Below are 13,019 nucleotides of genomic sequence, written 5' to 3'. Positions count from 1 at the left end.
TGCATAATATGCAATGCAAAATAAAATTCATCTTTTTTATTTCCTTTTTAACCTGTGCTTTTATACAGCTAAATGCTCAAAATCTTTTTGTTCAAAAAACAAAGTATTTCGATATAATTTATTCTCCGGTATCGGAAAAGACGGCAGCCCTAATTTCGGAACATGCGGATAATTATGCCGAAGAAATCTCTCAAAAACTAAACCGTAAAATTCCAAAAAGAATGCCCATCTATATCGAAGGCGGAAAGGAAGCCTTAAACGGTTATTATACCTTTTTTCCATACCGCCGGATTGTTCTTTTTGATACCTTGCCGGAAGAGGGTCAGCTAAGCAATTTAAGCGACATAATCTTAAAAGTCCTCTATCATGAATTAACCCATGCAATTTCGCTCACGTATTTTTTGCCCCTTCTCCCCATGTCCTTTACCGAGGGCGTTGCCGTTTCCTACGAAAGTGCAGAAGACGATCAGGGCAGACTAAACGATCCCCTGATAATGCACCACCTAATGCAGGGACGGCTTGAAAATGCAAGTCCTTCATGGAAACAGGCGGCAGGAGCTAGAGATATTTACCCGGGCGGACTTTGGCCTTATATTTACGGCGGAGCCTTTGCCCAATATCTTCAAAAAATTTACGGAATGGAAACCTATGTAAAATACTGGGCTAATCCACTTTCGTCTTTTCCTCAGGGAAAAACAAAAAAGATTTTTGACAAGGAACTTGATAAGCTTTGGAATAATTTTTTAGAATCGATTTACTTTCCCGAAAAGGCTCTCAGTCCTCAAAACCCGATTAAGGAAGCCGGAGGTTTCAGTCTTATTGCAAGCTATAAAAACGGCTTTGCCTGTTTTGATTTTACAACAAAAAACGTAATATTTTTTGACGATTCGGGAAAAGAAGAAAAACTTTTTACGGCTAACCCTACCCTTTCTTTTTTAAGTTTTTCGCAAAACGGAAAATTTCTTTTGGTAAGCGATTTGGTGAACACCCCTCTCGGTGAACACAATAGAGCAATCATCTTTGACATGCAGAAAAAAAAGTTTTTAAGTAAAGAATATCCGTCTTTAAGGTATGCGTCCTTTTGCGGCGAAACACTTTGCGGAATCGAAATAAAAGGTCAGTTTTCCGAACTTGTTTTAATCGATCAAAAATCTTTTGAAAAAAAAGAAGGTCTTTCCAAGACCGGTCTTTTAAAGGCAGGTCCGGGACTTCCTTATTCAGCTATTTACAATCCGGTATTTGCAGGCAAAAACAAAATCGCAGTCATCGCCGCCAACGGAATAAACCGAGACATTCTGATACTCGATACGGTTTCAAAAAAAATACAAAAACTTGAATTTGAAAATTCGCTTCCTGCAATAAGATATTTGCAAAGCAACAATTCGGAAGAAGAACCTGTTTTAAGTTTTTCATGGGCGGGTAAAGATAACCTTTACAGGTCGGCTTTTTTTAATTTAAAAACAAATGAATTAAAGGTTTTGGAAAAAGACATTTCCGGCGGTACTTTTTTCCCTGTTGTAAGGCAAAAAAAAGATACTAAAGAATATGAAATTATCTATGCCGGAGTTTTTACAAAATACAATTCGCTTTATAAAATAGATTCTTCACTTTTTACTGAAAGGAAGGCATCGTTAAAACCTATCGATATTTCGGCTCAAGAAATAAAAACAAAAATTCCGAATACCGATATTTTAACAAAGGATAAGTATAATTATTTTTCATGGATACATAAACCCTTTCCTCTGCCCATCATTGATTTTTCGGGACTTTTAGGAGAAAACAAAACCGTACCGATCGGTCTAAAATTATATTGGAATGATCCTACAAATTTTTTATATTTTGAAACTCTTTCTCTTTTTTATTTTAAGCCTTTTTTTTATGAAACGTCCATTTTACTCAAAGCAGCAACAAGGCCTGCCGATATCCAAATTAAATTTTATGATGAAAATAAATCCTTTAAATATAGAAAAATCGGAAGCAGCATAGAAAGCGAATTATTCTTACCCTTAAATTCTTTTTATAATAATGTTTCGGGAAAAGCCGGTTTATCTATTGAAGGATTCAGCTTTTTCGGCTCTTCCTATAAAAGTGCAAAAACTCTTTATGAACAAAAATTAGGAAATCCCGTCCTATCCGAAGAATTATCCGCCGTTTATACTTATCAAAAATCTTCTCAAAAGTTAAACACGAATTTTTTTACAAAAGATTTTATAATGCTTCAAGCGGCAGCCGGATTAAAACATGGTTTTCATTTTCCTTCAAAAACAAATGCTCTTGCCGTTCAAGCTTACGCATCTTTTAGACCGCCGATAGTTCCGATTAAATTAACCTTGAGCTCATATTTAGGGTACAATGCCTTTGCTCTTCCGCACACCGGCAGCTACGGATTTTTTAATAATACGGCTTTGATGGGCATGGCATCTTATCTTCCGAATATGAGCGAATATGAAAACGTAAAAAAACTTATCCGTCCCGGAAAATTAAATTACGGCTTCGGCTTTGAGGGAGAGGTCAATCTTTTAAGTTATGATATTCAAACAGGAAGTTCATGGCTTCCCATATTTTTTAACAGGCTCAATATTACAACAGGCTACAGGGCAATCTTTAATTTTTTAGACGCCGGAAAAAATACGGCCGATATTTATCAGTCGGTTTACGGCAAACTTTATATGACCATAAGTACAGCCGCAAACATAGGTATAGAATACGCTCATCCTCTTGAAAATATAAAGATAGGAAAATTTAAAGCTATTATACAAATAAAATTTTAAGTTAAGGCTGTGAGTATAACTCTATTTATCGGCTTTACGCCACTCATCAAGCTGGGTCTGTATGAGGGCTTTTCCTTCTTCAAGAATTTTAATCTGCTCTTCCTTTGTTTGAGGAGCATCATAAATTTTTAAAAGTTTAATCCTGTATGCGCCGCCTTTTAGGTTTTTTGCCATACGGGTCAGCGAAGATATTTTCCAGCCTCCGTCAACGGCACAGACTGCTACAGGCATTGGAGCCGCATTTAAAAATCGGCGGAACCCTGCCGCATGAAAAGTTTTTAAATTACCGTCCTTTGAGCGGGAACCTTCGGGGAAGATAACGGGAATAAGATTGTTTTTTACAACATGGTCTGCAAATTTATCGACAGCCTTCATTGCTTGGGTCGGACTTCCTGTTCTTTTTACCAAACAATGTTTTCCGCTTTTAAGCATAGGAGAAACAAGGGGAACATTATGTCCGAGTTCTTCTTTTGCAACAAAGCGGAGACGCGTTCCGTTATAATAGTTCATGTGAACCACTATGTCCAAAAGACTTTGATGATTGGATATAACCAAATACTGCTCAGGCAGCTGATCCGTAAGAGTATAATCTCCTTCAAACTTAAAACCGATATATTGTTTAAAAAAAGCAAACAATAAGCGAGGAGCAGGTCCTACAATTACTTCGCTATTAACCCAATCACAGCCGCGTCTGTAAACGGAATGACATACGCCGATTAGCGTAGCCCTCCATGATAAGGCAACCAAACAACATAAAATTGCAATAAGAGCACCCATCTTCTTCTCCTATATAATACCGATAAACAGTGAGGCACTATTTGTGCCGAACTGTTTATCAACTCCTATGAAACTGAATCTAGTTATTATACAAAAAATCTTCTATTTTGTTCAATACGGCTTTTGTTTCCGAAAAACATTGAATTGTTTGCGGAATGCTTTGAATAAATATTGAACCGTAACGTTTTACTAAAATTCTTTTATCTAAGACGGTAACTATACCCCTGTCGGTATTGGAACGCATGAGCCTTCCAAAGCCCTGCCTAAATTGTACAACGGCTTCCGGAACGCTCAACTGCATAAAGGAATTTCCGCCCGATTTTTCTATCAAATCAGCCCTTGCTTTAAATATGGGCTCGGTCGGAACCGCAAAGGGAAGTTTTACCAAAATTACATGGGAAAGGGATTCTCCCGGTACATCCACCCCTGCCCAAAAAGACGAAGTAGCAAAAAGGCAGCTTGTAACATCATCTTTAAATTCGTATAAAAGCTGCATTCTATCAGCCTCGCCCTGTTTTAAAATCTTTATTTTTTCATCAATATGCTCTCTTACATATTCGCAAGTTTTTTGAAGAGAATCATAAGACGTAAACAAAATAAGGGTCTTGCCTTGAGTTATTTCCAATAAGGCGAGGACGGTTTCATTTACGGCATCTTGAAAATTGTTTTCATCAGGCATGGGCATATCGGCCGGAATATTAAAGACAACATTTTTTTCGTACGGGAAAGGAGAAGGGAAAAAATCTTTTATGATTTTCTTTTCGGTAAAATTATAAAGGCCGTTTCTGTTAAGCCAAAAGTTAAAATCGTCTCCGATTTTTAAGGTAGCGGAAACGCAGATGACGGTTGCCATGGGCATAAAAACAGAACGCCGCATTATCGGGGCCAAATTTAACGGTGTCTGAATAAAGCGGACAGCCTCCCCTTGAGAGGTTTTTATTTTTTCAAACCAAAAAACATCGTTCGGGAATTCGCTGCTGTTTAAAAAGTTTTCCATTACGGAAGCCATTTTTTTTAAGCGGCGCAATACTACAAGGCCGTCTCTTATATAGCCTTCTTCATCTTCTTCTCCATCAGCTGCATTGATAAGGCTTTCAAGTTTTATGTTTAAGTTGTTTATGTTTTTAAAAAAATTGTCTACACAAGATAAGAGTTTTTCTTTTTCATCGCTGGAAGTTTGTGCAAGGCTTTTTGACTGATAGCTTTGCAGAACTTGCAAGGCTTGTTCTTCAAGAATATTAAAAGAAGCTGCAGCAACTTCGAGAAGGTTTATGATTTCGGTAAAGAGTTCCGCCTTTTTAGATATTGAAACTATGCCGCTTAAAATGCCGGCTTGCTTTCCCCGCCTAAATCGGTAAAGTAAGTTGATTTGCTTGTGTAAGGCAAATCGGGAAATATCGCTTGAAAAAAAGCTTTGTGCAGCGTCTTCAATTCCGTGAGCTTCATCGATTATTATATTGTCGTAAGAAGGAAGAACAGCCGTTCCCTGATAGCCGAAGCCTTCTGCCCTTACGGAAAGGTCTGCAAATAAGATGTGATGATTAGCAACCAGTATGGAGGAGTTTTCCGCTTCTCTTTTCAGCTTCATCACAAAGCAGCCCGAAAAATAAGGGCATTTATTCATCGGGCAGTTGTCGGGTTCGGAACAAACAGTAGACCAAACTTTTTCCGTCGGCATAAAATCAAGGTCAGAGCGGCTGCCGTCCTTTGTTTCGGTTGCCCATTCTTTTATCTTATCAAGCTCCTCCTGCCCCTCAGTAAAAAAATCGTTCTCCCTTAATGCCTGAGTCATTCTGCGTAAGCATAAAAAATTATGCCGCCCCTTTACAAGACAAGCCTTCATATCCTGAAAGCTCTTGCCCAAAATTTTCTTTGCAGTAAGAACATCCTTTTCGATGAGCTGCTGCTGCAAATTTATAGTCCCTGTAGAAATTACAACGCGTTTTTTATTTTGTTTTGCCCACATCATTGCAGGCAAAAGATAGGCAAGGCTCTTCCCTACTCCGGTACCGGCCTCAAAGACGCCTATAGCCTCTTCATTAAAACAGCGGCAAATCGATTTTGTTAAAGCAAGCTGCGGCTCACGGGCCTCATATTTTTCAAAAAATGAAGCAAGGGGTCCGCCTTCCTCCAAAAGAGAAGAAACCGTTTTAGGATCTAGGGGGTATATTTTTTCGTCGTCAAAATAATCATCATCAAAGTATTCCATGCTTTAAGACCTATCACTCAAGACGGCGATTTTATCATATTTCCCTGCCGATTTCAAGGGCGGAATTTTACTATTTATTGCAAAATATTTTGATAAGATAGAGATTTGAGGAATTAATAATAAATATCTTGATAAAGTTACAGTTTTTCGATTTCGGATTCGGAAAGACCGGTTATTTTTTTAATTAAAGATATATCCAGTTTTTCCATTTTCATATTTTTGGCCGTTTGCTTTAAGCCCTCTGAAAAACCTTTATCCCTAGCATCCATTTCAAAGGTAGACATTAATCTATATTCTTGTCTTGCCTGTTCATTTTGTTTTATTGTTTGTATCATTTTTTCTATCCTCCTTGTAAATTCACTTTTTGCCTTACCCGTTTTAAGGTATTCTAAAAATTCTTTTAACTCTTTGTCTTTAGTGTCTTTAAAGGCATCCGCATTTATTATAACCTCTAAAAGGGGAAGGGACAACCCCCCGTTCAGGGCGGTGGTTTTTCCCTTCCCCTTTGACCCCATCCCTTTTCCTCGCGCTGCCAAAGGACTTGCAGCCCTTTGGAATCCCGCATTGTTAAATCTTCAAATCTTTTTACCATTTTTTTCTCCTAAATTTTTTATATTCTCCCTCCTCATTATATTTATAGGAATTATTTGAAAAAAATAGTAAATTATAAAAATACTTCTGATTATTAACACAGGCTTAACTCCGGCTTTCCTTAATTGAAAAACGAACTCGCTTGTGTTATAATTATTAGCATGATAAATATTCAGACGGCTAAAAATTACTATAAACAAAAAAAACGCACCTTTGTAAAAAAACTTTTTTTAATCTGCTTTCTCTCTAGTTTTTGTCTAAATCTTCTTTTAGGGCAAGAAAATTTATCCCAAGGCAAAATACTCATTACGGAAAGAACCGATTACTCCGTCTACATTGACGGAAAATATGCGGGGCTCACTTCCAGAGAAACCCGCCTTTATATGAACGAAACAAGGCTCGGCAATGAGGAAGCCTATCTTTACGAAGGAGAAGCCTTTGTTCTTCAAAAAACTAGGAAAGACGGGCTTAAAGCCGCTTTACCGATAGATTCGATCTTACACATTTCATTTAAATTTATTCCGGAACAAGATGAAGAAGATATTGAAAATCCTTACCAACCTCAAATTTTCGATGAAGATTCGGGTTATCCTCTTTTAAGAAATTTTCCGATTTTGCCTGAAACAGCTTTTACTCCCAATGACATAGGAAAAACTTGGGAAGGAAAATGTACCGTAGTGGTAAGACCCAAGCCTGAAAAAACCGCTGTAAGGATTCCGGTAAATGCAGGCTTTAAGTATAAGGGAAAAACTCTTTTAAACGGCCAAAGCGTTCATCATGTAGAAGCAGCCTTCGGACTCCGCTACAAACACTCAGACATGCTGGGCGATGAAGAACTTATGAGCTCGGAAGGCGGAAGAAAGACGGACATCTATCTTGACGATATAAATAGGCCCATTTTGATACGGGAAAAAATAGATGAAGAGTTTTTTTATGCGGACGGAAAAAAAATAAAGCACCGAGGCTTTTTGCTTCATTTTTATTTTTACACGGGAAAAGCCCTTGCACAAGGCGGCCTTGTACAAGACCGCCCTTCAAAAGAAGCCTCATCAAAAAAAACACCCTCACAAGAAATTCCTTTGCAAAAAGAAAAAGCTGAAATCAAACCCAATAAAGATTTTGAGGTAGCTAAAACAAAACGGGGCACAATGCTGAGGCTTAAAAATCTGCAATTTGAACCTGATAGGGCTATTCTTTTAAAAGGAGAAGAAACAAAGCTTGATGAGATAGCAAAGATTTTAAAAAAATCGGAAAGCGAATTCTTTTTTGTGGAAGGTCATACAGCCGATGTCGGTAAGCCGGAAGATGAAAAAAATCTATCCCAAGAAAGGGCTAAGACCGTCATCGAAAAACTTGTAGAAAGGGGCATACCGGCCGAAAAGTTTATTTATCAGGGTGCCGGCGGAACAAAGCCTATTGCCCCAAACGGCACCGAAGAAGGACGCGCCCAAAATAGACGCGTCGAAATTACAATCATAGGGCATATATAAAAACCTTGTTGGATTTTTATATATGCCCGTCGAGTTTTTCATGAGTCTTATAAAACAGATGACTTATGAAAAACATCGCAAGCAGGCTAAGGAAAACCTCTAAAAAGCTGAAGTTTTTAGAGGTGTTATTCAGCTAAAGCTTTCTGGGCTTTGTCATGTTTTCGGGTTTTAAAACCTCATCCAATTTTTCTTTTGAAAGAAGCCCTCTTTCCAAAACAAGGTCATAAACGCTGCGGTTATCACGCAAGGCAGTCTTTGCAATATCCGAGGAAGCCTCATAACCTATGACGGGATTTAAGGCCGTAACCAAGCCGATACTCCTGTGAACGCTCTCCTTACAATGCTCATAGTTTCCTACAATGCCCGTAACGCATCTTTCTCTCAAAGTCTTCATTGCATTTATAAGAAGTTTAATCGACTCAAAGATAGAATAAATCATAACGGGTTCAAAAACATTTAGCTCAAGCTGTGCAGACTCTGCAGCCAAGATAACGGCCGTATCGTTTCCGATAACCCTGTAGCAAACCTGATTGACAACCTCAGGGATAACGGGGTTTACCTTTCCGGGCATGATAGAAGAACCGGGCTGCATCGGAGGAAGGCTTATATCGTAAAGTCCTGTTCTGGGGCCCGAAGAAAGAAGGCGTAAATCGCTGCATATCTTTGAAAGCTTTGCAGAAAGGCGTTTTAATTCGGAAGAATATGTTACAAAGTCGGAGGTATCATTCGTGGCAGCTATCATGTTTTTTGCAGCCTTTAGATCAAGCCCCGAAATCTTTGCCAAATGAGAAGTTACTTTCGGTGTATAGTTAGGATCCGAGTTGATACCGGTTCCGATTGCGGTAGCTCCCATGTTTATCGTGTGAAGATTTTCCCTTGCAAATTGAATCTGAGGAATTTCGTTTTCCAAAGAAGCGGCGTAGGATTCAAATTCTTGGCCGAGGGTCATGGGTACGGCATCTTGAAGCTGGGTTCTTCCCATCTTGATATTGTCTCCAAGTTCTTGGGCTTTTTTTCTAAAAGAAGCGACAAGGGATTTTAGCTCATCTATAAGAGCCGGTGTATTTAACGAGATGCCGAGCTTTGCAGCTGTAGGATAGGCATCGTTTGTAGATTGGGCAAAGTTCACATGATTATTGGGATGGCAGGGCGAATAAGTTCCCTTAGCCTTTCCTAAAATTTCGTTTGCACGGTTAGCGATAACTTCGTTTGCATTCATATTGGTAGAAGTTCCCGCTCCGCCCTGAATCATATCGACTACAAATTCCTTATCGAATTTGCCTTCGGCAACTTCTTTACAAGCCTGAATCATAGCCTTGTAAACTTCATCGCTTAAATAGCCGAGTTCATGGTTAGCTTCGGCTGCAGCCTGTTTTGTATAAGCTAGCCCCTTAATAAAATCGGGAAAATCGCAGAGTCTCAAACCTGTAATTTTAAAATTCTCAACACTTCGGAAAGTTTGAATTCCGTAATAAGCATCTTCCGGAATATCCAATTCTCCGAGTAAGTCATGTTCCCTTCGCATAAAAAACTCCTGTTTTATTGATAATTACAAGCATTATAGTACTAAAACAAAAAAGGAACAAGGGGATGAGCTATATTACGATGTATTATTTATAAGAGCATTTTAAACGGTTAATTTATAATTAAGGCGTACAGGGTTCCAGATCCCAATCCTTATAAAGCAGCTCTAAAAAGGGCTGCATAATATATTCACCGCCGGAAACAGTATAATGATGCCCGTCATCTTTCATAAGCCTTATTTTTTTACCTTCGGCGGTTTTGAGGCTATCGGTATAAGGAACCCCTTCTCCGGGAGCGATATTGCTTAAAGAAAATTTATTAAGGATTATACTCGAATACTCCGATGCTATTTTTTTCTGTAAGTCTTCAATATAGAGTAATTGGGCATTGTATATTTTATCACGGACAACAGGCATGCCCAGCCAATACACCTTTTTCGTATTTGCAAATAAAACGTCCAAATGTGTTATTATCTTATCCCTATAAGCCGATTCCCAGTCTTCAGTTTCTTTTACAAGGACTTTGCCGTTATCCGCATAAAAGTTCTGGTAATCATTCATTCCTAAAAAAATGACGGCAATATCATAGGGTTCGTTTTGACTTTCTTCAAATACATTCTTTAACTTTTTAGGCCAGTTGTAATAATCGCTTCTTATAAAACCTGAAGAGTGAACCGAAATTTCTTTTACCCTTATGGAAGAGTTTTGACCTGTAAGCCTTAAAAAGCCTGCAGCAATGCTGTGCATCTGAGAATCCCCAATCATTAGAATACGCAAGGGTCTTTCCGTGTTATAGGTATAAACCTTTTTAGGCTCCTCAGCCTGATCTACATTTGATTCTCCTTCCTTAACGGCAGTTTCGAATATATCTTCTTTTCTTAATTCCAACATTTTTTGAGTGAGTCTTATTTTTTCAAGCTCTGCAACCCTAGCCTGCTCAATGTCTTTTAACCTATCCAAAACCGTATTTATATTTTCAAGTTTAGTCTCAAGCTCATCTATCATTTTTTTAACGGCAGCAACATCTTCCGATTTTGATTCTGTCGGTAAACCGTCTCGTGCTGTTTCTAAGTCTTTTTCAAGATTATCTATGGACGACTTTTCATCTTGAGATTTATCTATAACATTCCCTAAATTTTCCAAAGCTAAAAGTCTTTCCCTATGAGTTAATTCTGCAGAATTCATATAATAAAAAGAATCCCAATCGCTTAAACCTTCAAGCCCTGCATAGCGTAAAAAGAAGCTCCTTGCAGAAGGAATCAGATTATCAAGTTTTAATTTTTGAGACAGCTCTGAAATTGGTTTAACGGCAGTCTTAAATACATCTGCGGCATAAGGATTTTTTATTTTAGATGAAAAATCGTCTAAAGATTTACCTAAGAGCAGTATAAAGAAAAAAATACAGAGTAAAAAAAACAAAAGAGCTTTGTTTGCAGAATAAAAGATAGATGTTTTATCTTTAAGTTTTATTTTAAAAGAAAGACCGGCATTTATTTTTTTTATTTTTTCCTTTAGTTTCATATATCAACTTTCACCTAAAACGCAAAATAAATAAACGGGGGTATACCCGAAGTTGAAACCGCATAAAGAACGGCTAAAAAACTTACGGTGGTAACAACCTTAACAATCATCGGAAGACTGCTATATATCGTAAAAGCCTTTTTCCTTAAACTTTCCGAAGGAAGCTGCAAAAAAAGGCCTGCAAAAAAGATTAAAAGAATAAAGGGGCTTATAATTTGAAAGGGTTGAGAAATATTGCCAAGAGATCTTAAATATAAACTCAGTTCCGATAGTGATGACGAAAAAAATACAAGCCAGCTGATGTTTACAAATATAAAGACCGGTATAATTCTTAAAAAATCAAAACTTTTTTTTTCGTTTTTTTCTTCATCTAAAATTTCTTTTCCTATAGCTTTCCGTTCTTTTATTTCCGAAAAAATCCTTTCGATACACAGCATTGCGCCCTGCATGGCTCCCCATATCAAAAATGTCCATGAAGCACCGTGCCAAAGGCCCGCAATAAGCATCGTAAAAAAAAGAGCAAACAAAGCTCTGGCAAGACCGAAGCGGGAACCGCCTAGGCCGAAATAAAGATAATCTCTAAGCCAAGAAGAAAAACTTATATGCCACCTTCTCCAAAATTCGGTAACGGATTTTGAAATATAGGGACGGTTAAAGTTTGCAGGCGTATTAAACCCCAAAAGAATTCCTATACCTATCGCCATGTCGCTGTAGCCTGAAAAATCTGCGTAGATAATTATCGTATAAGATATTACCCCAAAAATAAGCTCCCATGTATTATAAAACGAAGGATTTGCAAAAATTTTATCGGTAACGAGTATGGTTAAAAAATTTGAAATTATCATTTTTTTATACAAGCCTGAAATTAAAAACACGATAGCTCGGTCAAAGGCTATGGGTTTTGCTCCTTTTTCATTATCGCAGTTAAGCGCCCGAGGAAGGTCCTTTAAAAAATACTCGGCCTGAACAATCGGGCCTGAGGACAGCTGAGGAAAAAACGATACATAGAGTAAAAAATCCCAAAAAGGTTTTACATGCCTTATCTTACAAAGATAAATATCGAAGACATAACTCATGCATCGGAAAGTATAATAAGAAATTCCTACAGGAACTAAAAGAGACCAAGAACGCAGAGTTAAAAGAGTAGAATTAACAAACATATCCGGAAAAAATTGGTTCAAATATGAAAGCAGGCTGTAAAGGTATTTAAAAAATCCCAGATATAAAATATCGATAATACAGATAATGATTACAATAGCCTTTCGCGGAGCATAATTTTTTTCTTTATCGAGAAGAAAGCCGTAAAAATAATTTATAAGGGTAAAAACAAAAAGCAGAATACAAAAACGCCAATCCCACATCGCATAGAAAAAATAAGATGCGGCCGTTAAAAGGATTTTTCGTTCTTTTTCCTGCCTAAAAATATACCAATATAAAAAAAAGACTAAGAGAAAAAATACGGCAAAAGAAATCGTCGGAAAAAACATGCTTAAATTTTAAATTACCGATTACGGGAAGGTAACAGGCTTATTTGCCATCTTACGCTGAATCTCCGCAGCCCTGGAGGCCGGCATCAAAGAAAACCAATAAGCAACCGAAGAGTTTTTACCTTCTTCTGCAGCTATTTTTTCTACGGCCCTAAGCACATCAATTATATCCTGATCGTCCATGGCTATAAGATTTGAAACTGCTTTTTCAGGGGGCATACCGTTTATATATTTTGCGATTTGAATTATGTTCGCCTCACGGGCATCCCGCTCTACAACCAAAAGATTATAGTTCTTTTCTTTTTCTTCTATAGCCAGCCTGCGGTCATCAAGCTCTTCGGCAACCTGTTTATTTTCATTTTCCTGAGCTTGAACATCTTCTTCCCTCTTATCCAATTCCTGAGAACGCAGCTCTAAAGCCATCAAGCGTTTTTCATAGCGGTCATTTTCCAAATTGGCCATTTCATCGGCATCTAAGGGGGCAATACCCTCAGGCGTTTTTAAACCGAAAAAGGAGTAAATAGGAGAAAACAAGCTCCTTGAACTGATCAGACCTAAATAATCAAACCACAATAGGCCTCCGAAAACAAGTAAAATAATCAATATTAAAAGAACAATAATACGTCCCAGTGTTCCTCTTCTTCTCAAAA

Annotated in this window: 9 protein-coding genes; 2 read left to right on the top strand and 7 right to left on the bottom strand. The window is 37.8% G+C overall.

From position 1 onward, the window contains the following. The first annotated feature begins 8 nt into the window (after positions 1 to 8). Positions 9 to 2,771: a hypothetical protein gene (locus E4N80_RS03130; protein WP_253700380.1), complete on the top strand. Its 2,763-nt coding sequence runs from the start codon at positions 9 to 11 to the stop codon at positions 2,769 to 2,771. Positions 2,772 to 2,792: 21 nt separating this feature from the next. Here E4N80_RS03130 and E4N80_RS03125 read toward each other — a convergent pair whose 3' ends face one another. From E4N80_RS03125 to E4N80_RS03115, 3 genes are all read right to left on the bottom strand, one after another. Next, positions 2,793 to 3,548, bottom strand: coding sequence for a lysophospholipid acyltransferase family protein (locus tag E4N80_RS03125; RefSeq protein ID WP_253700379.1), 756 nt, complete (start codon positions 3,546 to 3,548; stop codon positions 2,793 to 2,795). A gap of 79 nt (positions 3,549 to 3,627) precedes the next feature. Then, complete coding sequence (locus E4N80_RS03120) at positions 3,628 to 5,757, bottom strand: ATP-dependent DNA helicase (RefSeq protein WP_253700378.1); 2,130 nt, start codon at positions 5,755 to 5,757, stop codon at positions 3,628 to 3,630. A 137-nt stretch (positions 5,758 to 5,894) separates the two neighbouring features. After that, complete coding sequence (locus E4N80_RS03115) at positions 5,895 to 6,272, bottom strand: hypothetical protein (protein ID WP_253700376.1); 378 nt, start codon at positions 6,270 to 6,272, stop codon at positions 5,895 to 5,897. A gap of 237 nt (positions 6,273 to 6,509) precedes the next feature. On the opposite strand from E4N80_RS03115, the gene E4N80_RS03110 reads away from it, so the two are divergent. Then, on the top strand, positions 6,510 to 7,838 hold the full coding sequence (locus tag E4N80_RS03110) for an OmpA family protein (protein ID WP_253700374.1): 1,329 nt from the start codon (positions 6,510 to 6,512) through the stop codon (positions 7,836 to 7,838). A 133-nt stretch (positions 7,839 to 7,971) separates the two neighbouring features. On the opposite strand, the gene E4N80_RS03105 is transcribed toward E4N80_RS03110, so the two are convergent. From E4N80_RS03105 to E4N80_RS03090, 4 genes are all read right to left on the bottom strand, one after another. After that, positions 7,972 to 9,363 carry an aspartate ammonia-lyase gene (locus tag E4N80_RS03105; protein WP_002674902.1) on the bottom strand — a complete coding sequence of 464 codons (1,392 nt, stop codon included), beginning with the start codon at positions 9,361 to 9,363 and terminating at the stop codon, positions 7,972 to 7,974. A gap of 121 nt (positions 9,364 to 9,484) precedes the next feature. Further along, positions 9,485 to 10,882 carry an SGNH/GDSL hydrolase family protein gene (locus E4N80_RS03100; RefSeq protein ID WP_253700372.1) on the bottom strand — a complete coding sequence of 466 codons (1,398 nt, stop codon included), beginning with the start codon at positions 10,880 to 10,882 and terminating at the stop codon, positions 9,485 to 9,487. Between the two features lie 14 nt (positions 10,883 to 10,896). Continuing rightward, a complete protein-coding gene (locus E4N80_RS03095) occupies positions 10,897 to 12,369 on the bottom strand; it encodes an MBOAT family O-acyltransferase (RefSeq protein WP_253700370.1) in 1,473 nt (490 codons plus the stop codon). 21 nt (positions 12,370 to 12,390) lie between these two features. Next, positions 12,391 to 13,017: a periplasmic-type flagellar collar protein FlbB gene (locus E4N80_RS03090; RefSeq protein ID WP_253701041.1), complete on the bottom strand. Its 627-nt coding sequence runs from the start codon at positions 13,015 to 13,017 to the stop codon at positions 12,391 to 12,393. Positions 13,018 to 13,019: the final 2 nt, after the last annotated feature.

The sequence above is a fragment of the Treponema denticola genome, from assembly GCF_024181605.1.
GTDB classification, from domain to species: domain Bacteria; phylum Spirochaetota; class Spirochaetia; order Treponematales; family Treponemataceae; genus Treponema_B; species Treponema_B denticola_B.
This window is presented reverse-complemented; position numbering and strand designations above follow the sequence as displayed.

Coding starts and splice junctions, on each gene's coding strand:
- E4N80_RS03105 (WP_002674902.1), bottom strand. CDS start 9,363: ATGCGAAGGGAACATGACTTACTCGGAGAATTGGATATTCCGGAAGAT.
- E4N80_RS03125 (WP_253700379.1), bottom strand. CDS start 3,548: ATGGGTGCTCTTATTGCAATTTTATGTTGTTTGGTTGCCTTATCATGG.
- E4N80_RS03120 (WP_253700378.1), bottom strand. CDS start 5,757: ATGGAATACTTTGATGATGATTATTTTGACGACGAAAAAATATACCCC.
- E4N80_RS03100 (WP_253700372.1), bottom strand. CDS start 10,882: ATGAAACTAAAGGAAAAAATAAAAAAAATAAATGCCGGTCTTTCTTTT.
- E4N80_RS03095 (WP_253700370.1), bottom strand. CDS start 12,369: ATGTTTTTTCCGACGATTTCTTTTGCCGTATTTTTTCTCTTAGTCTTT.
- E4N80_RS03115 (WP_253700376.1), bottom strand. CDS start 6,272: ATGGGGTCAAAGGGGAAGGGAAAAACCACCGCCCTGAACGGGGGGTTG.
- E4N80_RS03130 (WP_253700380.1), top strand. CDS start 9: ATGCAATGCAAAATAAAATTCATCTTTTTTATTTCCTTTTTAACCTGT.
- E4N80_RS03110 (WP_253700374.1), top strand. CDS start 6,510: ATGATAAATATTCAGACGGCTAAAAATTACTATAAACAAAAAAAACGC.